General features: G+C 70.0%; 26 protein-coding genes and 1 pseudogene. 15 read left to right on the top strand and 12 right to left on the bottom strand.

All coding sequences use genetic code 11. The features are described 5' to 3' along the window. Positions 1 to 456 (top strand): polyprenyl diphosphate synthase (gene uppS / locus IE206_RS33465; protein WP_189968889.1); only part of this gene is annotated, 456 nt, incomplete at its 5' end. A 30-nt stretch (positions 457 to 486) separates the two neighbouring features. Next, positions 487 to 780: pseudogene (locus IE206_RS33470) on the top strand (GNAT family N-acetyltransferase); the annotation flags it as partial. A 144-nt stretch (positions 781 to 924) separates the two neighbouring features. On the opposite strand, the gene IE206_RS33475 reads toward IE206_RS33470, so the two are convergent. The 4 genes from IE206_RS33475 to IE206_RS33490 all read right to left on the bottom strand — a co-directional run bounded on the left by IE206_RS33475 (position 925) and on the right by IE206_RS33490 (position 4663). Then, positions 925 to 1809, bottom strand: a complete 885-nt coding sequence (locus IE206_RS33475; RefSeq protein WP_189968894.1) for a hypothetical protein — start codon at positions 1807 to 1809, stop codon at positions 925 to 927. A gap of 128 nt (positions 1810 to 1937) precedes the next feature. Beyond that, positions 1938 to 2828: a Mom family adenine methylcarbamoylation protein gene (locus IE206_RS33480; protein WP_189968896.1), complete on the bottom strand. Its 891-nt coding sequence runs from the start codon at positions 2826 to 2828 to the stop codon at positions 1938 to 1940. Between the two features lie 274 nt (positions 2829 to 3102). After that, complete coding sequence (locus tag IE206_RS33485; RefSeq protein WP_189968898.1) at positions 3103 to 3633, bottom strand: hypothetical protein; 531 nt, start codon at positions 3631 to 3633, stop codon at positions 3103 to 3105. A 322-nt stretch (positions 3634 to 3955) separates the two neighbouring features. After that, the gene (locus IE206_RS33490; protein WP_189968900.1) at positions 3956 to 4663 is read right to left on the bottom strand and encodes a hypothetical protein; all 708 of its coding nucleotides are present in this window, start codon (positions 4661 to 4663) and stop codon (positions 3956 to 3958) included. A 227-nt stretch (positions 4664 to 4890) separates the two neighbouring features. On the opposite strand from IE206_RS33490, the gene IE206_RS33495 reads away from it, so the two are divergent. Both IE206_RS33495 and IE206_RS33500 read left to right on the top strand, forming a co-directional pair. Beyond that, positions 4891 to 5676, top strand: coding sequence for a hypothetical protein (locus IE206_RS33495; RefSeq protein WP_189968903.1), 786 nt, complete (start codon positions 4891 to 4893; stop codon positions 5674 to 5676). 121 nt (positions 5677 to 5797) lie between these two features. After that, positions 5798 to 6046 (top strand): hypothetical protein, encoded by a 249-nt coding sequence (locus tag IE206_RS33500; RefSeq protein ID WP_189968905.1) that lies wholly within the window; start codon positions 5798 to 5800, stop codon positions 6044 to 6046. A 127-nt stretch (positions 6047 to 6173) separates the two neighbouring features. Here IE206_RS33500 and IE206_RS33505 read toward each other — a convergent pair whose 3' ends face one another. Beyond that, positions 6174 to 8195: a hypothetical protein gene (locus IE206_RS33505; protein WP_189968907.1), complete on the bottom strand. Its 2022-nt coding sequence runs from the start codon at positions 8193 to 8195 to the stop codon at positions 6174 to 6176. A gap of 199 nt (positions 8196 to 8394) precedes the next feature. Between IE206_RS33505 and IE206_RS33510 the strand changes: the two genes are divergently transcribed. Then, positions 8395 to 9177, top strand: coding sequence for a hypothetical protein (locus tag IE206_RS33510; RefSeq protein ID WP_189968909.1), 783 nt, complete (start codon positions 8395 to 8397; stop codon positions 9175 to 9177). Positions 9178 to 9320: 143 nt separating this feature from the next. Here IE206_RS33510 and IE206_RS33515 read toward each other — a convergent pair whose 3' ends face one another. Next, positions 9321 to 10805, bottom strand: coding sequence for a hypothetical protein (locus tag IE206_RS33515; protein WP_189968911.1), 1485 nt, complete (start codon positions 10803 to 10805; stop codon positions 9321 to 9323). Between the two features lie 464 nt (positions 10806 to 11269). After that, positions 11270 to 12418, bottom strand: a complete 1149-nt coding sequence (locus IE206_RS33520) for an IS701 family transposase (protein WP_373301029.1) — start codon at positions 12416 to 12418, stop codon at positions 11270 to 11272. 362 nt (positions 12419 to 12780) lie between these two features. On the opposite strand from IE206_RS33520, the gene IE206_RS33525 reads away from it, so the two are divergent. Further along, the gene (locus tag IE206_RS33525) at positions 12781 to 13416 is read left to right on the top strand and encodes a hypothetical protein (protein ID WP_189968915.1); all 636 of its coding nucleotides are present in this window, start codon (positions 12781 to 12783) and stop codon (positions 13414 to 13416) included. Positions 13417 to 13563: 147 nt separating this feature from the next. Then, the gene (locus tag IE206_RS33530) at positions 13564 to 14832 is read left to right on the top strand and encodes an MFS transporter (RefSeq protein WP_189968917.1); all 1269 of its coding nucleotides are present in this window, start codon (positions 13564 to 13566) and stop codon (positions 14830 to 14832) included. 16 nt (positions 14833 to 14848) lie between these two features. On the opposite strand, the gene IE206_RS33535 is transcribed toward IE206_RS33530, so the two are convergent. The 4 genes from IE206_RS33535 to IE206_RS33550 form a co-directional block, all read right to left on the bottom strand. Continuing rightward, positions 14849 to 15415: a 2OG-Fe(II) oxygenase family protein gene (locus tag IE206_RS33535; RefSeq protein ID WP_189968919.1), complete on the bottom strand. Its 567-nt coding sequence runs from the start codon at positions 15413 to 15415 to the stop codon at positions 14849 to 14851. Beyond that, positions 15412 to 16014 carry a putative 2OG-Fe(II) oxygenase gene (locus IE206_RS33540; RefSeq protein ID WP_189968922.1) on the bottom strand — a complete coding sequence of 201 codons (603 nt, stop codon included), beginning with the start codon at positions 16012 to 16014 and terminating at the stop codon, positions 15412 to 15414. The genes IE206_RS33535 and IE206_RS33540 overlap by 4 nt, the downstream gene beginning before the upstream one ends. Further along, positions 16011 to 16766: a class I SAM-dependent methyltransferase gene (locus tag IE206_RS33545; RefSeq protein WP_189968924.1), complete on the bottom strand. Its 756-nt coding sequence runs from the start codon at positions 16764 to 16766 to the stop codon at positions 16011 to 16013. Before IE206_RS33545 ends, IE206_RS33540 begins: the two co-directional genes overlap by 4 nt. Positions 16767 to 16855: 89 nt before the next feature. Further along, positions 16856 to 17176 carry a hypothetical protein gene (locus tag IE206_RS33550; protein WP_189968926.1) on the bottom strand — a complete coding sequence of 107 codons (321 nt, stop codon included), beginning with the start codon at positions 17174 to 17176 and terminating at the stop codon, positions 16856 to 16858. Between the two features lie 223 nt (positions 17177 to 17399). Here IE206_RS33550 and IE206_RS33555 point away from each other — a divergent pair, with 223 nt between their 5' ends. Genes IE206_RS33555 through IE206_RS33580 form a run of 6 tightly spaced genes read left to right on the top strand, consistent with a single transcriptional unit; the run spans position 17400 to position 21888 of the window. Beyond that, positions 17400 to 18185 (top strand): class I SAM-dependent methyltransferase, encoded by a 786-nt coding sequence (locus IE206_RS33555; RefSeq protein WP_229853266.1) that lies wholly within the window; start codon positions 17400 to 17402, stop codon positions 18183 to 18185. After that, positions 18182 to 19378 carry a YcaO-like family protein gene (locus IE206_RS33560; RefSeq protein WP_189968928.1) on the top strand — a complete coding sequence of 399 codons (1197 nt, stop codon included), beginning with the start codon at positions 18182 to 18184 and terminating at the stop codon, positions 19376 to 19378. Before IE206_RS33555 ends, IE206_RS33560 begins: the two co-directional genes overlap by 4 nt. Then, positions 19375 to 20124: a TfuA-like protein gene (locus IE206_RS33565; protein ID WP_189968931.1), complete on the top strand. Its 750-nt coding sequence runs from the start codon at positions 19375 to 19377 to the stop codon at positions 20122 to 20124. The genes IE206_RS33560 and IE206_RS33565 overlap by 4 nt, the downstream gene beginning before the upstream one ends. Beyond that, positions 20031 to 20801: an aKG-HExxH-type peptide beta-hydroxylase gene (locus IE206_RS43275; RefSeq protein ID WP_189968933.1), complete on the top strand. Its 771-nt coding sequence runs from the start codon at positions 20031 to 20033 to the stop codon at positions 20799 to 20801. Before IE206_RS33565 ends, IE206_RS43275 begins: the two co-directional genes overlap by 94 nt. After that, a complete protein-coding gene (locus tag IE206_RS33575; RefSeq protein WP_189968935.1) occupies positions 20798 to 21412 on the top strand; it encodes a TIGR02466 family protein in 615 nt (204 codons plus the stop codon). Before IE206_RS43275 ends, IE206_RS33575 begins: the two co-directional genes overlap by 4 nt. 32 nt (positions 21413 to 21444) lie before the next feature. Then, the gene (locus IE206_RS33580; RefSeq protein WP_189968937.1) at positions 21445 to 21888 is read left to right on the top strand and encodes a 2OG-Fe(II) oxygenase family protein; all 444 of its coding nucleotides are present in this window, start codon (positions 21445 to 21447) and stop codon (positions 21886 to 21888) included. A 14-nt stretch (positions 21889 to 21902) separates the two neighbouring features. Here IE206_RS33580 and IE206_RS33585 read toward each other — a convergent pair whose 3' ends face one another. Continuing rightward, a complete protein-coding gene (locus IE206_RS33585) occupies positions 21903 to 22703 on the bottom strand; it encodes a Scr1 family TA system antitoxin-like transcriptional regulator (protein ID WP_189968939.1) in 801 nt (266 codons plus the stop codon). Between the two features lie 197 nt (positions 22704 to 22900). Here IE206_RS33585 and IE206_RS33590 point away from each other — a divergent pair, with 197 nt between their 5' ends. Both IE206_RS33590 and IE206_RS33595 read left to right on the top strand, forming a co-directional pair. Continuing rightward, positions 22901 to 23878, top strand: coding sequence for a helix-turn-helix domain-containing protein (locus IE206_RS33590; protein WP_189968941.1), 978 nt, complete (start codon positions 22901 to 22903; stop codon positions 23876 to 23878). Continuing rightward, positions 23875 to 24447, top strand: a complete 573-nt coding sequence (locus tag IE206_RS33595; protein ID WP_189968942.1) for a peptide deformylase — start codon at positions 23875 to 23877, stop codon at positions 24445 to 24447. The genes IE206_RS33590 and IE206_RS33595 overlap by 4 nt, the downstream gene beginning before the upstream one ends. Positions 24448 to 24492 lie beyond the last annotated feature (45 nt).

The raw sequence follows: 24492 nt of genomic DNA on the forward strand, positions 1-24492 counted from the left end.
CCCAAGATGTGGAAGTCCGTCGTCCAGGAGCTCCAGGTCGCCCAGGAGCAGACCGTCGGCAACGACGCCATGACGCTGTACTTCTGCGTCAACTACGGCGGCCGGGCCGAGGTCGCCGACGCCGCGCAGGCCATCGCGCGCGACGTCGCCGCCGGCAAGCTCGACCCGTCGAAGGTCAACGAGAAGACCTTCGCCAAGTACCTGTACTACCCCGACATGCCGGACGTCGACCTGTTCCTGCGCCCCAGCGGCGAGCAGCGCACCTCCAACTACCTGATCTGGCAGTCCAGTTACGCCGAGATGGTCTTCCAGGACGTCCTGTGGCCCGACTTCGACCGGCGCGACCTGTGGCGGGCCTGCCTGGAATTCGCCTCCCGCGACCGCCGCTTCGGCGGTGCCATCCCCAACGAGGCGCTGGCCGCGCTCGACAAGAGCGGCGACCTGCCCCGGCAGTGACGCGGGTCACTCGGGAACGGTGACACAACGGTGTCGCCGTTCCCGCGCAGGTGGGCAACAGACGCAGATCGTCACCGTTTCCGACTCCCTGTCCGGCATACCTGCACTCTCCTGGTCGCCGTCGACACGGACGGCCGGGTGCTGGGCTGGGCCGCGGTGGTTCCGGTCTCCGACCGGTGCGCGTACGCCGGGGTGGTCGAACACTCCGTCTACCTCGACTCCGACGCGCGCGGCCGCGGCATCGCCCTGTCCCTGCTTCAGCCGCTGCTGGGCTCCACTGACGCCGCCGGGATCTGGACCGTCCAGTCCGGCACCTTCCCGGAGAGAGCACCGCCGGTGCGTTGGCCGGGACACCGCGTTCGCCGACCTCCTCTACTCCAGCGGCCTGCGCCGGCGCGAGGGCGGCATGCCGCGGTCCCCGATCTCACCCGGCGGCGGTGACTGCACGGGCGGCGGGGCGGCAGAGCATCACCACAGGCCGCGCTCCACGAAGCTGGACAGGCTGATCAGCTTCACGTCGTCCTTCCAGACCTCGCCGCCCCCGGCCACCAGCGGGTTGCTCGTACGCCAGCTCGACACCGCGTCGAGGACGGCCCGTTCGAGGATCAACGCCTCCTGGAAGTCCGCCGTGCCGAAGGTGTCGACGATCCTGGCGCCCGCCGACTCGTGGGTCCTCAGCCGACGGTCGCTGCTGCGGGTGGTGACGCCCACCTTGAACAGACCAAGGCGGTGGTAGTGGGCGATGTACACGCGATGGGGTGCCTCCTCGTCGCGAAACCCCATGCAGCGCGGACAGGACTCCTCATCCAGCATCTCGTCATGCCGCCACAGGGCCTCGTCGACCACTGGGCGCAGCTCCGCCGGATGCCGGTCCAAGAACGCGGCAACGCTCTCGATCCCGCCCTGCCGATCGGGCCAGTCCAACGCGTCCAGCGCCTCCATCAGCAGGTGATCGCGCTCCCGCTGGCCCATCTCCCGTCGGTCGACGTCCCAGCGGACCACCACGGCCCGCGCGAACTCCCGCAGCTCTGCGGTGAACTCCCTGGACCGCTCGAACCACCGGCACGGATGCTCCTCGGGAAACCCGCTCCAACCGTACCGGCGCTTGAGGCGCCGCCTCAGCCGCTGTTCCTCGGCGATGCGCAGGTCCCGGCCGAACAGCACGCGGCCGTCGGCGCGACGGATCCTCGCGTTCGCGGCCACCGCCCATCGGACGTCCGCCTTCTCGCGCTCGTACCTGGACCACGCGGCCCTCCGCTCACGGAGGTACTGCTCTCCCTCTGCGCGCGTCAAGCGCCTGAGCTGCGGGTACTTCGATATCGCATCGGGGTCGATGCGGTCTTGCCATGCCATCGGTACGTCGCTCCTGGATCTTGGTACGGCGGGCGACCCTACCCGGCGGGTTCGACACCGCCGCTGGCCCAGGCACCTGGAAGCGTGGGTGAGGCGGGCTCCGGCTTCACCTTCGACCTGGGGCGGACTCAGATCCCTCGCCCGTCGGGGACCTTCGGGTAGGCGGTGCCTGCCGACAGACCCAGCCGGATGCTCTCCCGCTCCCGGCGGTTCCTGCCCAACCGGTACACGTACCGATGCACACCTCGATGTCTCAGGTTGCGCGCACCCACAGCCTCCAGCGCCTCCCGCAGCCAGACCTTCGGATCAGCGCCAGCACGCATCGGCGCTGCTCCGAGTCCTAGCAGCATCCGCTCGGCATACTCGTGACCCTGCTCCTGGCGGCGCACCTTCTGCGCCATCCGCTCGTTCAGCACCACGCCGTTGGGCAGCAGCTTCTTGGTCCGCGGGGTCGCCCGACCCATGTAGACCGCGTTCGTGGCCTGGTAGATCGTCCCGACGTGCCCCACAGCCACCACCGCCCCCGCAGCGTCCGTGCGCGGCACGGGATCGGCGAACGACACGATCCCGCGGACGCCGCGGGCAAGGAGCGCGTCGAAGCACCGGGCGAGAAACCAGCTCTCGGCGTTCGCAGGGCACTCGTCGAGGAGCACAAACCGCGAGCACTCCAGCGACTCGACGTACGGGACGAGGTCGGGCAACGGCAGGGACAACACCTCCGCCCTGACCGGCACACCGAACACGGCGACCCCGCACAGCCGGGCCTCGCCCGTGCCGTGGTCGAACAGACCGTAGCGGAACCGCGCCGAGGGAAAGGAGCCGGAATAGTGGTGCTCCACCACGAAGGTCTTCGCCCCCTTCTCCGGCAGCAGCTCGACCGCGTACCGCCGGGCATCGAAGCCGCCTTCGCTCAGGTGGCGCCATGAGTGTGTACGGGCTCGCCAGCGCTGGCACCAGGCCGAGGCGGTCGGGATCTCTACGAGGTCCTCGAACGGCAAGGACTCCTGAAGGCTGATCACCGGCAGGCCCCTCGGTCTGGTAGGTGCGGCGGCAACGCGCGGGAATCGTCCGCAGAAGTGATGGTTGCCGCCGTGGTGTAGCGGTGGCGGCAACTGCTTCGCGGGCTTCTACGAACCAGTCGAGACCAGAGGCCGCAGGTGACGCTGGTCCCAGAGTCGGAGTGGCCTTGTGGTCGGAGCACTGGTGGTGTGGGTCGTCCGGCTCGGGGACGGGACGGCGCAGCGGTGATCACTTGCGGTGCCGGGGCCTGCGCAGCGCCTCCTGGGTCGTCACTTACGCGCGGGCTTCACGGGAGGGCGCGGTCGGTAGTGGGGCCCACCAGATGGTCGCCCCGAGGCGGCACTGGAAGTGCACCAACCCGTTGGTGTCCGGGCGGCTCAGGTTGTACAGGCCTTCGGTGTTGTAGGTGACGTCCACGATGGTCTCCTCGGTCGGCTCGGCCGCACCGCGGAGGGCCTTGCCGCCGAATACGATCTGCAGATTCCTCGTGCGTGCGCTCGCTCCGGTCTCCGTCAGCGGAGTCTTGCGCCACCGGCTCATGTCCGGCTCGGGGGTGCGGGTGATGTGTCCCGTGCCCGGGTAGAGCATGACGCGGTTGGAATTGATGAGTGCGTCCTCGCGCGCGCCGACGTGAACGAGCCAGCCCTCCTTGGCTTCGTTGTCATGCCGTCCGGTCTTGCGCTGGGGCGCGGCCAGCAGGTAGCCAGCGCGGGTCACCTGATGCCCGCGGGTGTCCGCGCCATGAGCGTGAACATGTTCTCCCACGGACAGGGCGGCGAGGGCGCTTTCTAGGTCAACGTGCATGGTGGTGCTCCTTGGTGGTGAAGGTGTGTGGGATCGCGTGCAGAGGTCTCGGCCCGCTTTCGGCGACGCGTGCGGGTGTGGCAAGCGGCCGTGCGGCGTCCGGTTCGACGTAGCGCGGTACTCCGCGGTCGTGGCGCCGGTCTCGATGCGTCGGGCGAGGGTTCTGCTGCGGGGGCGCGGTCCGTGCGGACGTGTCGTCGCGTGCGCGTTGAGCCCGGCCACCGCGATGCCATCGGCAAGCACGGCGAGGTGCCGGACCGGGTTTCGCTATGCAGCCGCCCCCGGCGGTGCTGGTCAGCACCGCCGGGCACTGAGGCGGGAGTTAGGGCTGAGGGAGGCTGAAGACCACGATCGTCGGGGTCTTCGACTGGGCCGCTGCGGCGATCGCCGCAGTCACCGCCTCGTTCAGGGTGGTCGGATCGGTTGCCCGGGTCTGGTCGAGCTGCGCCGCCGAGATGGGGGTGGGCGCCGTCGCGGAGTCCTCCGGCTGAGCGTCGTGGATAACGCGCAGGAGACTGCGGACGAGCGACTCGGTGTGGGTTCCCAACTGGACGGCCGCCCGTCCAGCCGAGCTGGTCCGAAACGCGATGGTCGTCATCTGGCGGGGGGTGAGGTTGCCGATGCGGTCGGTGGTCAGGTGGCCATCGAACATGTTCCAGAACGCGTCGAAGGCGATAGGGATTGCCTGGCGGAGGTCGTCGGTGAAGTCCGCGACCCACGCGGGCTGGTGGACGCTGCGGCCCCGGCCGGAGGGCTGGGCCGTGTGGAGGGTGCGCAGGATCTCGACGATCAGGTCGGCGGTCGGGCTGCCATCGGAGCGCACGGTCGGGGGCTTCTCGCTGATGCGGCGTGCGGCGAGCGCCATGTGCTCGTGGGTGAGGGTGTTGACCTCGCGTGAGGTGATGATGCCGCCGAAGTGGCTGGTCCGCAGTTCCGCGGCGGTGAGGAGAGCCTTGCGTACCCGGTTGTGGAACTCGTGCGGGTTGTAGATCTCCTTGTCGAGATCCTGGGCAAGGGGCAGGTGAATCATGGAACTCCCGGGTTCAGGGAGCGAGGGAACCCCCCTCGCGTGACCCTACTAACTTAAGCTAAGATTCCATATCACGTCAAGCTAATTGGATCATCTAGTGAGTTGGCCACCCTCACCGGGGGCGTTGTCCGACCACAACAACGTTTGATCCAAGCCCAGTTCGACCACACCACGTCCTGCACCACTCGCTCGCCGGCAGACACCCGGCCCGTCCCACGGGAGACCCGATGATCTACACCCAGCACCCGCACAGGAGAGCCCGCCCGGCCTTCCTAATGCTGCCCTTCACACTCGCGGCCCGCGCCTTCCGGCCGGCCCGGCCCGGCCGGCTAACCGACGGGACGATCGAAGCCTTCCAGCTGGCGCGGACCATCATCGGGTTCGCAGCGACGATATGGATGATCTACGCGTACCCGATGCAGCAGTCCATGTCCTCGTTCGCCAAGGACAAGCTCGCCGAGATCTTCATCAGCACCGGCGTGCTGATCGTCGCCGGCCCCCTGGCACTGGTGCTCTTCGTGGCCGCGGCACGCGCCCCGAGCCGCGCCGTCTACGTCCGCCGACTATCGGGCCCGATGGCAGGCTTCGCCGCACTGTTCGCGTCCGTGCTCACACTGTTCCTCCTTCTGCAGAACAGCGACGGAGCTCGACTGGCTCCGCAGTTCGGGCCATTCCAGATCGTATTCCTGCTAGTCGCCCTGGCCGCGGTGCTGTTCGCCGTGCCCTTCGGCCTCGCCTCGGCGGTGCTGTGCGTCCATCACGTGTTCCGCACCGGAGATGTTCACGAAATCCTGCCTCCGCTTCTCTCCCCAGTGCTCGTCTGGGTGATGTTCGGCTTTCAGCTCGCCGGCGGATCCCCCGTGGCGGCGCCGCACGCGGTCCAGCTTCTCTTCCTGGTCGGCCCGCCACTGTCCGTGACCCTGTTGTCCATGTGGGAGATCCGTCGACTGCGCACCAGATTCGGCGTCACGATCCTCGGCGCGTTGCACCGCGGCCCCCGACCGACGCACTGACAGAAGCCCAACTCGTCTCGACCGTCCACCCGTTGTGCCGATCAGCGTCCGCTCCACGCTCCGCGCGACACGGTGGCTCCAGCCGCACGGCTCGGAAACCTTCCTCGACCTGAGACGGCGCATGACCGAAGAGCACACGGCGCACACCCCGGCTCCCGCCCAGGACGCGACGGCCCCTCCCGCCCTCGGCCGGCGGCTGCCCCTCGTCACCTACGGACTCGCCAAGGGCGGCCAGCCCAAGCGGGACGAACCCGGAACGCCCGGATTGCTTTCGCAGATGCTCGCCCTCCGCTTCGTCGCCCAGGACACCCGCGTAAGGGTGCTGGACGTCGACGGGCAGGGTCATCCGGACCGCTGGTTGAGCCGGTAGTCCGGCCCGCCTCACGCGACCTGGCCCCCGAGCCGTGCGACGGCTGCGGGGGCCTTGTGCTTGGCCGATGCAGCGCGGGCTCCCTCTCAGCCTGCCCTGCGCACCAGGTCAAGGGTGTGGCTGCGCCCTACGCCGGAGCGGTTGTGATGAAGGCGGTCCAGGCCCGGGAGGCCCGTCGTCGCCACTGCTCGGCCGTGATGAGGTGGATGCCGAGCTTGGCGGAGAACTCGGCGGGAGGCAGGTCCATCGCCGCGTTCATCAGTGCGGTCGCCCGCGCGGGCTTGACCGTGATGCCGTGGTTGTTGAGTACGGCGGTGAGCGAGGCGGCCGACTGGTGGCGCATGCGGTTGCGCGCGTTGGGAAACAGCCAGCGGGACATGGTCCCTCCGCCGGTGGCGGACTGCGGATCGGGGGCTCCCAACTCGGCGACCAGGCGCGTGAGGGCCGGGGGCAGCATCACGGGTGTTTCTCCAAGCAGGAGGTAGCTGTCCTCGCCAAGGTGCTGGAGGCAGTCGCGAGCCAGGGACACGATCCGGGTGGCCTGCTGCCCGTAGAAGAGCACGAGCGCGCCGGCGACGCGGACCTCGAGCGGGAGGCCGTGGTCGTCGTGCAGGCACCGCTGGAGCAGCTCCCAGTGGGAGCGGGCTTCCAGGCCGATGGGGGTCGGCCTGTCGCGGTGTGGGACGTGCAGACGTTGGGCACGGCCGTCATCTGCGGCCCAGACGAGGAAGTCGCGCACGTTGTGCCGGGTGCTCGTGCCCTCGCCGAGCCACTGGTCCACATGCTCTTGGGCGAGTTCGTCCAGGGCGAGGCCTCGGTCTCGTGCCCAGGTCAGCAGCTCGGCAGCCACCGTCATGCGGGCGGTAGCCCATTCGGCGACATACTCCGTGCTAGGCCGCTCGCGGTTGCGTAGACGGGGCAGGACCGACCCGTGGCCGTAGGCGTACAGGTACGTGGCGAGTTGAGGGTGGGCGCCGATCAGCTGGGTGAAGCGGCGTTCGACGGTCGCGATGTGCTCGTCGCGCGGAGCCAGCACACCGGCGTCGACGAGGACGTCCCGGAGATAGCCGACGGCCTGTCCTTGACCGGGTTCTCGGCACAGGGTGTCCAGGGTTTCATGGCTGATCCGCTCCCTGGAGGAGACGATCTCGGACAGCAGGCGCGCGGATGCCGAGTGCTTCAGCCAGGAGCGCGCCGCCCGCGGGTGCTCGCCGTCCAGCAGTCTGTTGCGCAACGGTCGTAGCTGTTCCTGTGCCGGGGCGGGCAGGCCGGCGAAGTAGTCCGCTGCCGTGGCGTCGAGCGCACACGGCTCGCACAGGCCGCCGATCATCGCGTCGGCCGGGTTCGAGCAGCGGGTGCACGAGTAGTCGGTCGTCGCCCCCGAGCACGGTCCGCAGGCCGGTGCGCCGTCGATCCGGCCTATCAGCGCACGAGTTTGGCCGCATGCCGCGCAGGGCGCGGGGTTCATGCGGACACGGGCGTAGCAGTTGCCGCAGACCGGTCCCAGTGGCCAACAGGCCTGCGCCTGGGCCGAGGTACCGCAGAGCGAGCACGGAACGGGCCGCCGGGGGCGGCAGGTGTCGCACAGTGATCGGCCGTCGGTCCGCGAGCGCCTGCACACCCGGTGCCGACCGCATTGGGCGCAGCCGGTCTTCGGTGTTCGCTGCGTGAGTCCGCGGGCGTAGCAGGCCGAGCACAGGCCCTGGGCTGGCAGCGGCCGGGTGCGGGCGCATTCCCCGCAGACGCCGACCGAGGCGGCATACGCCAGCGCCCCCGCGCAGCCGCCGCATACGCGCCCGCCCTCCACCGTTTGGACCAGCGGACGGTCGCGGTTGCAGCGATGGCAGAGGGGGGCTTGAACGCGGCCGCATCCGGCGTCGGCGAGGGTCTGGATCAGCCGCTGCACGGCGGGAGGCGCGAGTGAGCTACCGCTGACCAGGGCGTCCGCGTGCTCGGCCAGATGGTCGTGGATCACCCGGCGGGTGCTGCCGTGCATCGCCGAGACGATCTCCTGGACGGTGGCCCGTTCCAGCTCGGGCAGCCTCGCCGCGATCTGCCCGACGACGGCGAGGTGCAGCGGCGGGGTCCCGGCGGTCTTCTCCACCGTCCTGCTCTCGCTGCGGGTGCCTTCAGCCACGTACGTGGTCATCCGATTTGTCCCCCTTGGTCATTTCCGGCCGTGGTCAGCCTGCACGGTCGTAGGCGTCCTCGTCGTCCCGACCGGTCTCCCGGTCTTCGTCACGCACCGTTTCCTGACCATCGCGCTCGCTCATGCCTCTCATCATGCCGTCGGCCACCGACAAGCCCTCGTACCTCTGTCCACAGGCCGCTGCATCGAGCATGCGGACATGACCTCAGCACCTCACCTGTATGCACTGCCCGAACATCGCCGTCTGGATCTGAAGGCTCGATTCCCGCGTCTGACCGAAGAGCAGATATCCGACCGGTTGAGTCGCACTCTGGAGCGGCGCGGTGCCGCGTGTCAGCGCTTGGACAAGCGGCGCGGCCACCTGCCAGCCGTCGCCATTTTGGGCAGTGACGGACGCTGGCATCTACGGCTCGGCACAGCCATGATCTGTTCCAGCGCGGCGCGCATCCTCGTCGACCTCGATGTCCCGGCTCCCACGCCCGGCACCGTGATCCCCCACTCCTTCAGGGCCCGCTTCCGGACCGACGACCATGCTGATCATGTCGTCGAAGAGGAACGGCCGGGTGCCCGGCCGGACTGGGACGTGGCGCTGACCGGCGAGGAGCGACAGCCGGATCTCGTGCCGCGGGGTGACCGGTGCCCGATCAACCTCGACCAAGGTGACTGGTCGCCCTGCAGTCTGGTGTCGCGAAGCGACTGGAAGGGCCGCAAGCGCAATCTGTACATCGCCGCGGCGGGGCCGATGTGCCATGCCTGCGGAGACAGCCTGGGGCAGGACCTTCACTACGACCGGTACACCCACTTCATCACCGGCCTGCTGTGCAACGAATGCAGCAGCCACATCAACGAGTGTCCCCACCCGTCGGGCTGCTACCAGGCTGACTACCTCAACGATCCGCCGGCCGCTCACCTGAAGGAGCAGTACTACGTTGGCGGCAACCGCGACGACCGCAAGCGCGCCGGACGCACAGTGGCGGCCTGACCTGCGACCCGCCGCCAGCGCAGCGGACGGCGGTGCCGCCAACGGCCGCCGCCGTCCGCCGGCCCCCGCATGAACGGGGTGCCGGTCGTGCTTCGGGACTGGCTCAGGGACCGGTACAGCTGGCCGGCGGATTCCAGGAGTGGCTATCGGTCACGTCGCAACCGGGCGAAGAGCCGCCGGATCCTGTTCGGCTCAGCCGCCTCCGGCCGAGGTCCCGTCTGCGGTACCGGCGCTCCGCTCGCCGGATGCTGGGGAGGTCTCGGCAATGGTGGCCGCTCGGGTCGGGGTGGCAGTGGGGCGGCCGGAGTTGGTGGCAGTGGCCGCGGCCCGGGGGTGGCATCTGGTCCAGAGGGGATCGCGGCGGAGGGTACCTCCGGCATAGGAAGATCCGGGCGGGAAGTGACGGCCGGTGGGACGGGTGCGCTCGGGGGCGGATCGACGGCGGTCGGCTGGCTTGTGCTGTCCGGCTTCGAGTACCCCTTCAGGATGAGCCGGGCCAGGTCATCGGAGGAGCCTCCCTCCGCTGCGGCGGGATGGCCTGGCGGTTCAGCGGCCTGGCTCTGGTCCCGCGGCGCGGTGGCACGCGGCGGGCCCGGCGCTTGCGGTGCTGTTGCGGGGCGGCTGCCCCGGGAGGGCGTCCGGCTGGCTGAACTTCCGGGCGGGCGGCTGTCGCGACGCTCGTCCGGCGACAGGGGTGGCGGGCACATCGGGGCGCCGGCCTGCTCGGTGTCCTTGTCCCAGGTCCAGTAGGCGAGGTACCAGTGCTCCTTGATCCAGAGCTGAACCTCGTCGACGCTGCGCTTGTGCGGGGCGAAGATCTTCCAGCCGGCTCCAACGGCCAGCACCTGCATCCCCACCTTCAGTTCCTTCCCCAACAAGGTCGGAAAGGCGCTGCGCAGCACCACCTCCACGGTCCGCCCCGGCTGTCCTGACGGAATCCCGGCCGCCAGGACCGCGAAGGGCTTGGCGCCGGCCATGCCGGTACGCAGGACCGTGCCGTGCACCGCCACCGGATGTTCGAGCCTGCGGCCCTTGGCTGCCGCTACCCGGTCGTGAAGCAGCCCGTAGGAGAGGTCGTCGGGGCCGTAGCAGAACTCGCTCCAGGGGATGCGCTTGCGCCGGTACTCGACCGTGAACAACTCCGCGAGGTCAGGGTCGAAGTCACACCGCCGCAGGAACTGGGCCACCTTCACAGCGCTGTTGAGCGCCGGTGGCAGCCATGGCCGCACCGTGGTCACCCGGAGCAGGGTCCGCTCCTCGTCGTCCTCGGGTTCTCCCCCGATTGCGGTGGAAGCCGGCGAGGTTGGAGGGTCGTGCGCGGGGATTGTCAGCCGGAGCGTGCCGTTCTTCATAACCTTCGCCAGCCCGTGCGAACCGAACGCGATGTCGTTCATGATGCGTGTCGGGTTCAGCGGGCAACCCACGTCGTGGCCCTCGTGCAGCCGGAAGTGCGCCGAGACACGCGAGCCCCGGCGCAGGTAGGCCGGCACGATGGACACCGGCCGCGTGCAAGCCGAGCACTTCAGCGGCTCGACGAACGGCCACGGCTGCTGCTGGAGCATCCAGCGATACACCGGATTGCCCTTGCTGTCCTCCACCTTGACCACGCGCTCGCTCGAATCAGCCATCGTGAACGCTCCCCCTCTGCCCAGCTTCCCTGATCCTGCATGGCGCGCGCCGGCAACAACAGCCAGTTCCGGCGCGGCCGGTCGATCAGTGTCACCCGCCCGTGCCGCCAGCTATGACGAGTTCGGCGAGCTTGGCCGGTCCCAGTGGCCCGGCCGGGCGATCAACTCCCCTCCTCTCGGCAGGACGAGACGACCGGGAGCTGCGCCGGCCTGAACACGTTGTGCTCGCCGAGGACCAGGTGGACGATCGTCATGACGGTGACGAGCGGTTTCCCGGTTGGGGGCAGACGGCCCGGCCGCCTAGTACTGCAACGACACTCCGTGATGTCCTCTGCGTTTGTAGTGGCTGATGCGGGCTCGGGCTTGGCTTCTTCTGCGCCATAGCGACCAGGCAAGGACGTGCTGGGTGGCATGGTGGATGGGAGAGGAAATGCGGTTGAAGAGCCGCCGGGCCTCGTTCATGGTCACGGGGATGAGGGATCGCTCGCTGCCGGTGTCGGGATCCCCTTTTTTGCCTCGGCTCGCAGGACGGCGAGGAAGGCGAGGGCGGCCATGGAGAGAGTTATATGCCGGTACCAAGCTGTGTAGCCGCGGACTTGGTAGTGGTCGAGTCCCGTCTCGTTCTTCGCGGTTTGAAAGCATTCCTCGACCATCCACCGGGACCCTGCGACGGACACGAGTTCATCAAGGAAAGTCCCAGCCGGGCAGAAACAGATGTAGTAAGCGATGTCCGTGTCATCTGTGAGGCTGCGCCGCGCGAGGAGCCAGTGGTCCCAGCCCTCGCGCCGCCAGGGGCGGATCGCGGCTGTGGCCCAGTCGTACTCGCGCGGGCCGCGAGCACCGTCACCACAGCTCAGGCGTGTCCAGGCGTCGTCGGGCAGTTGACTGACCAGTTCATGGGCCCGGGCCTGCCCGAAGAATTCCATGGTCATGACCATCTGCGATTTCGGGACTGCGAGGACATGCGGGATGTCGTGTTCTTCCAGCCACAACCGGATTCGACTCACCTGGCCGTAGAGCTCATCAGCGGTCACCCAGCCGAACGGCATCCCGGAGGCCACCGCGCGCTTGAGCATGCGCAGGCCCAAGTCCGGTTTGGTGGCGAACTCGACGTCGTCACCGATACCGGCCGCCCGGCAACGCTCACGATCCGATGTCCAGTCTTTCGGAAGGTACAGTTCGCAGTCGATCAGCGCCCGGCCCTTGCCTGATCCGTAGGCCATGAAGACCCCGACCTGGGAATTCTCGATCCGGCCGGCCGTCCCGGAATACTGCCTGCCCACGCCCGCAGACCGGACGCCCTTCTTCAGGAATCCCGTCTCGTCGAGAATGAGAATTCCCCGCTCGGGATCCCCGAGATGCTCCACCACCGCGTCACGGACGTCGTCACGCACAGCGTCGGCATCCCACAAGTAGTGGTTCAGCAGACGCTGCATGCCCTGAGGACCGGTGTCACCGGCGGCCTCGGCCAGGGTCCAGCCGTTCTTCCGCTCGTTCTCACTGAGCAGTCCCCGCAGGTAGGACACCATCCGCCGCCGGGACTCCACCCGCCCGAACCGGCCCGCGAACCGAGCCACGAAGTCGTCAAACGCCCCTGCCCATCCGTCAGTTATCTCTGCCCGCACGCAGCGATCAACGATGCGCTGCCCACAACGTCACGGAGTGTCGTTGCAGTATTAGGGCGGTGAAGGCGGGCATTGGGGCGACCGGGCGGCGTAGCGTACGGGGCATGCCGGGCGCAGCAGAGCCGCGGGGACGTCGATGCCCTGGGAGTGCTGGATGAGGAGGCCGATGTGCCCGGCACCGAGCCGGGCAGGTCGTTGGAATCGCCTGACCGTCGACGCCTATCGGCGGAGGCTTCGCTGACCGACCCGAGCTGCCGCGGCGACTTGCAGCTGCCTGAACTTCACATCGACGCAGACGCCAGTGCACGAGACGCCCGGCGGTGACTTGGGGAGGTAGGTACGGTGGGCTCATGCGGATGGATCGCGAATTCGACGCGTGCACGTTCGTGGTCGTGGGTCTTGAGCTGTCCCGACGCATCGGGGAGCTCAAGGTGGCCGGTGTTGCCGCGCTCGCAGCGCAGGGCGAGGGCTGGCGGTCTCAGTGGCGCGTGCACGCCCGCGTGGCTGCGGCTGCGGATGACGCGGACTCTGCGCGCCAGGGCAACTCCGTGCGGGTGGAGTCGGTAGGAGCCGCGTTGGCCGAGGTCGAGCGACGGCTGACCGGGAGTCCCCATGTCGTGGTGGCGCGGCTCGGCAGGACCGAGGCCAGCGTCTTCTGGGAGCATCGGACGTCGTGTCCTCGCTTGGCTTCTCTGGTGGTGTGGGATGCCATGCGGTTGGCCCAGCTCGCGTGCCCGGCAGTCGCGGAGCCGTCCGAGCAGTCGCTGGCCTCGGCGTTAGGGGTGGCGCTCTCCGGGCCGGGCTCGTCCCTTACGCAGAAGGTCTGGGCGACGTCGGAAATCTACCGCCGCGCGCTCGTACAGGGACTGGCGGCTGGCCGGTGGTCGACTCTGCGCCAAGTAGAGGACCTCGTCGGCAAGCGGCCTCGCCCGGTGGAAGAGCATCTGATGCCGTCTGGCCCAGTCCAGGAAGGCCTGTTCGACTAGCCCGCGCCGAGAGGCCCGGTTCAAAATGGGGCAGATTCCGGTGTGGCGTGCTCTGCCGGGCGAGCAAGTTCGTATCGTGCGGTCACGTATGGCTGAATTACCCGCGATTCTGGGCGAGTTGGCGACGGGCGTCGGTAGGGTCCGCGGGTGCTCTCCGGTCTCAATGTTGCCCTCCTGTCCCAGCCGCGTCTGCGGCTTCTGGCCGCGGCCCGGTTCGTCTCGGTCCTCGGCAGTGCGTTCGGGCCGATCGCCGTCTCCTTCGGAGTGCTGGCGCTGCCTGGTGCGACGCCGGGGGATCTCTCGCTCGTGCTGGCATGTCAGGCGCTGCCGCAACTGATCTTCGTACTGTGGGGCGGGGTGCTCGGTGACCGGGTGCGCTCCCGGTTCCGGCTCGTGTCCGTGACGGAGAGCGCGGCGGCGGCGTGCTGGACCGGTCTGGCCGTGCTGTTCGCCGCCGGAGGGCCGATCTGGCTGATCGCTCTGCTCGCGGCGCTGGGCGGAGTGACCCGTGGCCTGTTCTCCCCGGCCCTTGAGGGCATGGTCGTCGACGTGATCGAGGACAAGGCCGACCGGCAGCAGGCGAACGCCTTGCTGAAGGTGAGCACGAACACGGCGCGCCTGCTCGGGATGACGCTCGCCGGGGTGGTGGTGAGCCTCCTCGGGCCAGCGCTCGCCCTTGCCCTGGACGCACTCTCTTTCGCGGCCTGTGCTGCTCTGTTCACGGCACTGGGCCGGCGTACGCCGGACCGGCCGGTCCGCTACAAGTCGTCGGCCCTTCGGGATCTGCGCGAGGGGTGGCGGGAGTTCGTGGCGCACGAGTGGCTATGGGTGACGACCGGCCAGTTGGCGTTCGTCCTCGCGGTGGTCAACGCCGTGGCGGGGCTGCTGGGGCCGATGCTGGCGAAGGCCTATCTCGGCGGGGCGTGGGCGTGGGCGCTGGTGATGGTGGCCCAGGTGGTCGGGCAGGTCGGCGGGGCGGGCTGGGCGGGGCGGCTGCGTCCAGGCCGCCCGATGCTTCTGGCGACCGTGTGCACGGCCGGGGCGGCGCTGCCTGCGCTGCTCCTCGCGGTGCGCGCTCCCCTGCTGCTGGTCCTCGCTGGGGCTTTGGCGTACGGCGTGATGTGGGACGTGACGATGGTGTTGTGGCGCACGTGTCTGCAGCGGGAGGTCCCTCAGGAGGCCATCTCCCGGGTGTCGTCGATCGACTTGCTGGGGTGCCTCGCGCTGGCGCCGGCCGGTCTGGCGGTGGCCGGGCCTCTGGCTGCGGTGTACGGTCCGGGCGCGATTGCGCTCGGCAGTGCGGGGTTGGTCGTCGTGGCGGTGGGGCTGGCCCTCCTGTCGCGGGACATCCGTACGCTCCCGGGCGAGTCTCAGGCGCAGAGGGAGATGGCACCGGCCGCCGCGTCCGCGACGTGAGCGGTCTCGGCCGGAATCAGGTTCTGGTGGCCCGGGCAGTGAGGACGGCCACCGTGTGCCCGTCGGTGACGGGGAGCACGGAGTGGGTGAGCCAGCCCGGTGCGACGACGGTAAGTCCGGCCTGCGCCTGCAGGGTCAGGGCGCGCCCCCAGGGCAGGCCGGGCACCGTGGCGGAGTCACAGCCCGCGCGCGGGTCGTGGAGACAGAGCGCTCCTGAACACTCGTGCGCGGCTTCTCCCGTGGTGGCCAGGTAGCACCAGGCGGTCCAGACGGCGTGGCCGGAGGCGAGCGGGATGCGGTGGCCGGCCGCCCAGATCTCGACGCCCACCCGCACCGCGAGCGGTACGGCGGGGTGCGGGTGAATGGTCTGGGCGAGGGTGGCTAGGACCGTGCGGGCCGTGTCCGTGTCCAGGACGTCGGCGGCTTCGATCTCGCGGAAGCCGTGTGGGGTCTGGCGCATCTGGGCGGCCAGGAGAGCGTGATCGGCGGCGGGGTGAAGGGTGCCGAGCCAGACAGGCGTGGTCCACCGGTCCTCCATCGTGGCGTCGGTGGCCGGGAAGGGGAGCGTAGTGAGGGCGGTCACCGGGTCTCCAGGGTGACGTTGAAGGCGACGCACAGCCGGGCGGTGTTGCAGTGGTGGGGGGCGACGCCGTGCCGGAGCCAGGAGGGGAAGGCAATGAGCAGCCCCGGGCGGGGCGGGACCGCGCACAAGTCGCCGGGGCCGGTGGGCTCGGTGGCCAGGCGGGCCGGGCGGGGGTCGGCGAGTTCGAGAGCGCCGGTGGGATCCGGTGCGGTGCGCAGGTAGTAGACACCGGAGACGGCGCTGTCGTGGTGCGCGTGGATCTCGTGGAAGCCGCCGGTGCGGTAGTGGACGGCCCATGCTGTCGTGTGGAGCGGAGTCTGGGGTGCGGCGCCGGTGACGCTGAGCGCGGCTTGGCGGATCCAGCGGTTGAGGGAGTGGATGGCCGGGAGCGGCCACGTCAGGATGTCCGGAGCCGACTTGCGGGCACTGGCTACGCCGAGGGAGCGCGAGGTGTCGGTGTGTTCGCGGGTGAGGATCTCTTCGGCCAGCGCGGCGGTGTCGGGTCCGGTGGGAGTGGTGCGTTGGTAGAGCCGGGTGGGCCACAGGTGCTGGAGGGCGCCGTGGGCCGTCCAACTGCCGGTTGTCGCAGGGGCGTTCACGGGGCGGCTCCGGCAGGGGTGTAGACGGAGATGTGCTGGGTGGAGGTGGCGGTCAGGGGCGCCCGGTGCCAGTCGGCGTACCGGTCGGTGAGGTTGAGGCCGGCGTCTGCGGCGAGCAGGTCGAGTTCGGAGAGGTGGACGTAGCGCATGGCGACCGGCAGGAGCCGCAGGCCGTCCTGGTCGAAGCGGAGCTCCTGGAAACGGATGGTCTGGGCGATGGGGTCGTGGGTGATCGCGGAGAGACTCAGATGGGTGTCGGTCAGGTCGCGGATGGCGAGTTGCTGAGCGCCGGCGAGCAGGCCGGGGGCGCGCGGGATGGTTGCCTCGATGACGAAGCGGCCGCCGGGCGCGAGGGCGCGGACCACCTGCTGGAGGCAGGCGGCCTGGCGGGGCTGGGTCATCAGGAAGTAGAAGCTCGAGAAGGCGACATAGATCAGCTCGAAGCGTTCGCTCCCGGTGTCGAGGTCGGCCATGTCCGCGGTGTGCGTTGTGACGGCCCGGTCACCGCGGTGGCGGTGCAGCTCGTCGAGCATGGCCGCGGAGACGTCGATGCCGGTGACCGGGATGCCGAGGTCCGCGAGCGGAAGCGCGATGCGGCCCGTTCCCACCGCTAGCTCCAGTGCCTTGCCTGCGGTGCCGGTCAGCGAGGCCAGGAAGTCGACGGCCGGCCCAGGGTCGCGGCCTTGGTGTTCGTGGTTGTAGTGGGGCGCCCACTGGTCCCACAACTGCTGCTGGCGTCCGGTCTCGTCCACGTGCCCCTCCCGATCGGCCGGTCTCGTCTGGAGACCGGGGCAGGGCCGGGCCGCGGCATTCCGCGGCCTGGTCCTGCCCCGGTTGTGGGTCAGCTGTCGGTGGCGGGTGCCTTGTCCGGGTCCAGGAAGATCTTGGTCGCCCGGACGGTTCCGGTGATCTCCTCGGTTCCGGTGAGTTCTTCGACCCCACCGTCGGCTCCGGCGATGCCGCCACGGGTGAGCTGGACGGTCACCTTCGCGCTGAGGGCCATGTCTTCCTGGACGGCCGCCTCGTGCATGGCGGCCGCACCGATGATGCCCTTACCCACCAGCTCCATGACGTGGGCGACGTCGTCGGGGTCGAGGTCGATCCCGATGATGTTCGCCCTCTCGGTGTCGGTGGTGTAGCGGGTCACTGCGGGCTGGTCCATTCCTGCCTCCCGGTCGGGATGGGGTGGATTGCTGTGACCGTAGGCTGCGCCCGCCCATCAGCACAGACCCGTTTCCTCCAACTACCGCCACATCCAGGCTGGTTTGCCGGGCTCACGTGCAATGGCACATCCGCAGAAGCATCTGCCACCCGGCGCCGTCGTGGGGGGATGGTGGGCGGGTGCCCGGCCCGCCGCAGGGCCGACCGAACCGGAAGGCGCGCCCATGCCCGCAATCCGCACTGCTTCCCCGCCCCCGCTGATGGACGACCACGCCATCGAGCACGTTCTGGGGGCTTTCTACCGGACCCCGCGCGCGGGAGGGCTCGACCACCTCGCGGGCGGTGGCGGCCCGTTCGGCTTCGACATCACCACCGCCTGCCGCCTCCACGCGCTGATCGCCCAGTTCGCGTGTGACGGAATCGTCGAGAGCGGCTGCCACCTGGGGGACACCACCGACTACCTCGCCCGCGCCTACCCTCACCTGCCCGTGCGGGCCTGTGAACTGGACGGTCAGCGCGCCGCTTTCACCCGGGCGCGCCTGGCCGGGCGCGGCAACGCGGTGGTCCACCACGGCGATTCCGCCTGTCTGATGCCCACGCTCCTGGCCGGACTGGAGCGGCCCCTGGTGTTCCTGGACGCCCACTGGGGCTCGGAGTGGCCGCTGCGCGCCGAGCTGACCGCGTTGCAAGACACCGCTGCGGTCGTCCTCGTCGACGACTTCCGCATCGGGCACCCCCGGTTCGGCTACGACACCTACGGCGGAGTGGTCTGCGGGCCGGACCTCGTCGCCGACGTGCTGGGCGGAGTGAGGAGGATGTTCATCGGCGACGTTGAGGCCGACTACCCGCTGCCGTGCCTGCAGCCCGGCCGACGCAGCGGCACCGGGATCATCGTCCTCGGCCTCGACGACACCCCACTCGCCGCGCACCCCTGGTTCGCCGCGGTGCCGCTACGTCCCTGCCCCGTCCTGCCCGCGTGGTCATCCGTCCCGGAGGTGAGCGGCCGGTGACGGTGCTGAGCAGCAGCGTCCGCGAGACGGCGGCGGCCGACAGTTGTGTGCGGGCCTGGCCGGTGGCGCGGCGCCTGGGCGTGAGCCGGGTCGCCGAGACCACGTACCTGGACCGCATCGGCATTCCGGTCTGCGCCGCGGTGCGTCCCGGCGCCGAGCTGGTGGTGGTAACCGCGGGCAAGGGCGAGTCCGCGGACGAGGCGCGGGTGGGGGCGTTGATGGAGGCGGTCGAGCAGGCCGTCGCCGAGCAGTGCGCGGCCACCACGCCACTGCGGTGGGCCTCCCCCCGTGTGATCGCGGGCGAGGGTGGCGTCCGGCTCGGCGCCTGGTGCCCGCGACCGGAGCAGACCGTGGATGTGGACCGGGCGCTACCGTGGATCACCGTGCCGTCCCTCAGCGGGACGGGAGACCTGGCTGTCCCGGCCGAGCTGGTGCTCACCCCGTGCCCGGCCGAGGCCACCACTTCTCTGTTCGGGTCCACGACCACCGGCCTCGCCTCCGGCAACAGCCATACGGAGGCGGTCCTCCACGGGCTGTGCGAGGTGCTGGAGCGCGATGTCACCTCGCTGATGAGCGTGGCCGACACCTCCGCCCTCATCGACCCGGACACCCTGCCGCCCAGCCCCGCCCAGTTGTACGGGCTGATCCGCTCGGCCGGGCTGGGGGTGTGGCTGCGCTGGGTCCCGGCGTACGGCGGGCACTACATGGCCTGCCTGATCGACGATCCGGACCGGGCCCACCCGCTCTACTGCAACGGCGGCTACGGGTTCCATCCGCTGCCTGAGATCGCCGCGGTCCGGGCACTCGCGGAGGCCGCGCAGTCCCGTTTAACGTACATCCAGGGGTCCCGGCACGATCTGACCGACAGCTACGCCGCCTTCGGCGCCATGGCGCCCAGGGAGCGGGCCCGCTGGCGGGACCGTCTTCTTACCCGCCGTAGCGCAGCAGTCCCGGCCGCGGCCTTCCCCTCCGACCTCGCGCGGCCCGTGCCCCCTTGCCCGCAGGACCTGCTCGTAGAACTGCTCGCCGCGGTCGCGAAGGCGGGCCTCGGCCCGGTCGGGGTGCACACCTTCGCGCCGCTGGCCGAGCCCTTCCACGTCGTACGGGTCGTGGTCGCCGGCGCCGAGCACTTCACCTCCCACACCCGCCGGTTCGGAGCCCGCCTAGCCGCGCACGCCCGGGAGCAACGATGACCGAACCGCTCACTGCAGCCGTGGAGTTGCTGGTCGGGCCCACCGCGCACGGTCTGCCCGCGCACCTGCTGGCCCAGGACGGCATACGGGTACACCCGCCGGCCCGGCGCGGCAGCATCTCCGCTCTCGTCGACAGCCTGCCGCCCGGCCGGATCGCCCTGGTGGACGGCCGGTACGACGACGTGCCCGCTGTCGGCCACCGCGAGATCCTCGGTGCCATCGCGGCCGGATGGCAGGTGACCGGGCTCGGCTCCATCGGAGCGTTGCGCGCGGCTGAGCTGGACGGGTTCGGGATGTCCGGCTACGGACGCGTCTTCGCGTACCTGCTGGCAACCGGCGCCCCGGACGACGAGGTCGCCCTGCTGCACAGACCGGCCCCCGACTACCAGCCGATCACCGAGGCCCTCGTGGATCTGCGGGCCTTCGCCGAGTACCTGGTGACTGCCGGTGTGGTAAGCCGAGTTCACGCCCGTGACACCATCAAGGATTTGTCCGGCCGGTGGTTCGGCGACCGCTCGCTGCCCGCCTACTTCGAGGCCATCGCGGCCGCCGCCGGCCAGGACGCGGCCGCGGCTGCCCGCACCCATCTGCGCCAGTTTCCCGAGATCCGTCTGAAGTCCGCCGATCTGCGCACCTACCTCACGGAGCGATCATGGACACTGCCCCCCTCACCCCGCTGTTCGTGCCCGCGTACTGCGGCGGATGGCCCTTCCTCGACGACAGCCTCGACACCCGGCGCCTGCTGACCGCTGCGGCCGGCACCCGCGTGGCCCGCCGCGACGGCACCCACGCCGCACCCACGCCCCACGACCTGGCCGCCGCCCTTGCCCCTGCGGAAGCCGTACGGATCCGGGCCCTCGACCTCCCCAAGCCCCTCCCCCACGGCACGCTCACCCCCGACCAGGCCCAGCAGGTCCGCCAGGCGGTGCGGCTCATCGCCCAACTCGCCCCCGCCTGGGTCCCACTGCTGTCCGCGCTGCCCCTGGTGTACCTGCCGATGCCGACCGGACGCGGCATCAGCGCGTCCAGCTTCGCCTGGCCGCAGCACATCCTGCTCGCCGCGGAGGCGTTCGACAGCCAGGCCGTCCTCGCCGAGCAGGTCCTGCACGAAACGTTCCATCAGTGGCTCTACCTGTGTGAGGAGCTCGCAGCGCTCCAGCACTCCGGCTGCACCCACCGGATCACCCTGCCGTCGGGCACCAGCGGTCGCAGCCCCGCCGAGCTCCTCGGCGCCGCCCACGTCACCTGCGGCCTCGCCCGCCTCTGGCCCCTACTCGACGTCCCCGCCCCGGTGCGCGACCAGCGCCTGGCCCACCTCGCCGCCTACCGGCACGGCTGCCTGGCCCTGATCGACACCGTGCGCCCGTGCCTGACCGAGCACGGCCACGCCCTCGCCGACAAGATCCTGGAGGTACCGGCATGACCACTACCGCTCCCCCGCTGCCCAGCGGCGGTTTCTGGGGGACCCCCCTCTACTCCCGCTCCATCGACCCGGGTCCGGCCGTGAACGAGGCGCTGCGCGAACTGATTGTGGAGCGCACCCGCAGCGTGAACAGTCCGGCGGTCGGCGTACGGGACGCCGACAAGACCACCTCCGACGTGCTGCGTTGGGAGCACCCGGCCATCGACCAGTTGCGCGGATGGATCCTGGACGCGGCGTGTGCCATGAACGACCACGTCGGCGCCGGGCGGGATGCGGCCGGCCGGGAGCAGCCGATGGTGGCCGAGGCATGGGCGGTCGTCTACCGTCCGGAGGGTCTCCACCAGCTGCACAGCCACCACGACGCCGCCTGGTCCGGCGTCTACTACGTCGCCACCGGCCACATGACCGAAGGCACGGGCCTCCTCGAGTTCGTCGACCCTCGCCCGAGCGCCGCAGCCCGGGAACCCGCACGCCTGCCCCTGTACAGGCTCACCCCGGCCCCGGGAATGCTGGTCGCCTTCCCTGCCTGGCTGCGGCACTGGGTCACCCCATACCAAGGCGATGCCCAGCGCATCGTCATCGCCTTCAACATCGCCTTCCGGCACGCCTGATGGGCGGGCCGGTTCTGAGCAAGGAGCACCCTGTGATCACCTCCCTGTGGGAATCCCCCGTCCACACCGCACAGTTGGCCAGCGACGTACTTGCCCGAGTCGCCGCCGATTCCGGACTGCTGCCCAGCCTGCTTCCCACCGGGCACCCGGGCCGTGACCTGACCTGGACCAGCCGGACCGAGCAGTGGAAAGGCGGATTCCACGCCGGTCTCCGCCACGGCACCGGAGCCTGGTGCGCGCTGATCGTCCTCGGCGCCCGGACCAGCCACGTGGAAACCCTGTCCGGAGCGGTGGTGCTCCACGATCCGCGGGCCGGCGCCGCCAACGTGGGGCTCCCCGGGCTGCCCTGGGGCCGTCCCCTGACCCTGACCACCCGCCCCGGTCTGCTCGCGGTCGTCCCCGGCTGGCTGGGCTGGCAGGTCGCGCCCGTCCGCGCCGACGACGAGCGGACCGTGCTGACCGCCGACTCCGCATAGCCCGACGGCCCCGGTCACGCCACCCGTTCCCGCAGGTCGGCGGCGGCCTGCCACAGGTCATCGAATCGGGAGGCCGCACGCCCGTTGCGATCCGGAGCCAGACAGGGCCTGCCATCGTCCCGCTCCCGGGCCACGAGCATGAGCCAGCCGCCCCCCAGGACAGCCACAGCAAACCCCGACGGTGCCAGGGCAGTGCGAAGCGCCGGCAGCACCCGTACCTCCACCGGCGCCTGAAGAAGCCGCCGGTACTGCTCCCGCATCACCCCCGGCCCGACCACACCGGGGGCAAGCACCGTCTCACCCAGCAGGATCCGCACCGGTGCACGACCGGTCTGGAAGAAGCGCTGCTGGCGCAGTCCCAGCAGCCACAGGCGCCGGTCAGCCTCGACGCTGCTCACGGGCCCCAGCAGCTCACGGGCGTAGTGGCGGGTCCGCACCACCGCCGGGAGCACCTGCGGCATGTACACCGCGCGCAGCCCGGCGGCCTCCACCTCCAGATAGTCGCGGGAGCTCGCATCGGCCACATCGGCGAAGGAGTGGTACACGCTTCGCCCCAGGGCCTGCCCGGACCACTCCATGAGCCGGTCCCGGTCTCGGCCATGGGTTCCGTAGAAGTCCGCGAGGCGGACAACGTCATCTCCCACCGCCCGGTGACGCCCCCGTTCGATGCGTGACAGCTTGGACGTGCTCATGAACAGGGCGTCGGCGACCTGCTCCAGCGTCAGCCCCCTGATCATCCGGGCCTGTTCGAGCTGCCGCCCCAGGAGGAGACGGGCGACCGTTGCACTCGGTCGGTCATCGTGGAGCACGGGCATAGCAGCCTCCGTCCCCTCAGCAGCAGCCCTCAGCCCGACGGCCAGGTAGCTGTCCTGCCGCCAGAGTCGGCGCCACACTGAAGGGAACCGATCCGGCCAAGGGAAGCAAACCCCTGCCAGAAGCGGTGACGGAATGATGAACTGGCATCACTCACGGTTCACTCACGCGCTCAACCGGCAGCCGGGGCGGGGCTTTGATGGACGCACAAGCCGAAACAGTCACCGTCGAGCAGGCCATCGCGAACTTTTCCGCCGAAGTCGCCTACTGGCGTGAGGTGCGCGGGATGTCGAAGAAGGTGCTAGCCGCAGCCATGGGCTACACGCCTTCCTACGTCAGCCACATGGAGGCGGGGCGGACCAAGCCGAGCGAGGACTTCGCCCGGATCGCCGACGAGCAGCTGAACTCGGGCAAGGCGATCTGGAACCGCTGGTGCGAGTACGAAGCGGCCAAGGCCCGCGCCCACACCCTCGCCATCTCGCCACCGCCCCGACGCGCCGAGCAGCCGTACGCCACCGGCACCGCGCTGGTCGTCGAGCACGACGCGGCCCATCTGGACTACGACGGGTCCATGTACCGGCTTACCATGCGCCGGCTGCTGCGCAACACCGGCAACGACCCCATAACGCGGTATCTGATCCGCATCAGCGTCGACCGCTATCCCGGTGAGCCCGAGCGGTCCAACGAGCACTACCGCGAACACCCCCTCACCTGGGCCGAGCTGAACCTGACCGCGTGCAGCTGCGGCGAGGAAATGCTGTGGGAGGCCAAGCACGATCGCGACGCGGTCAAGGAGGTCTGGCTGCTGTTCGAAAACTCCGAGGGCCGCTTCCCTCTCTACCCGGGCGAGTCCGTATGGATCGAGTACGCCTACTCCGTCTCCGACTACAAGTGGGGCCGCTGGTTCCAGCGCGCTGTACGGCTGCCTACGGAACACCTCGAAGTCCAACTCGACTTCCCCCTAGCACTCGACCCGGTGGTGTGGGGCACCGAGACGTCGATGACCTCCGAGGCCGCGCCGCTGCGGACAGCGCCGCACCGCCACGACGATGAAGACGAAGGCCGGCGGACCTTCGCCTGGTCGACGTCCACACCTGCCCTGCACGCCCGATACCGTTTGGCCTGGAAGTTCCGGGCACGGCCCGAACTCAGCACGAACCACGAGGAGTTGGGATGACCGAGGTGCGGCCCAGTCAGCGCATGCGAGACCTCGGAGTCGTCCAGCACGGCGCCCCAGCCCTGTACACCCCCTCAACGGCTTTTGACCTGCCCGCCGAAAGGGCCACCGCCGAACTCGTCATCGACCAGCTCACCGAGGCGATGGATCGCATCGCCCGCGCCCACGACTTCTCCGGCAAAGGCATGGGGCTGGCCGCACCGCAGATCAACATCGCCCACGCCGCCGCCGCGGTACGGCCCGCCGCTCCTGGCGCCGAGACGCTCGTTCTCCTCAACCCCCGCATCACCGCGTCCTCCGACGAGATTGACGAGCAGTACGAAGGCTGCCTCAGCTTCTTCGACGTCCGCGGCGTGGTGCCCCGCCCTCTGCGGATCACCGTCGAAACCACCGCGCTGGATGGCAGCAAGGTCACCACCGTGTACGAGCGCGGGCTCGCCCGCCTCGTCCAGCACGAGGTCGATCATCTTGAGGGGCATCTGTACATTGCCCGCATGCGTCCGGGAGTCGACCCGATCCCTGTCGAGGAGTACCGGCAAACCGGCCGCGCCTGGGCCTACGACCAGTGACACCTGAACCGGCTCCGGGGCGGGAGGCCACCAGGGCCCTCCGGC

Source organism: Streptomyces violascens, from assembly GCF_014649955.1.
In the GTDB taxonomy this organism is placed as follows: domain Bacteria; phylum Actinomycetota; class Actinomycetes; order Streptomycetales; family Streptomycetaceae; genus Streptomyces; species Streptomyces violascens.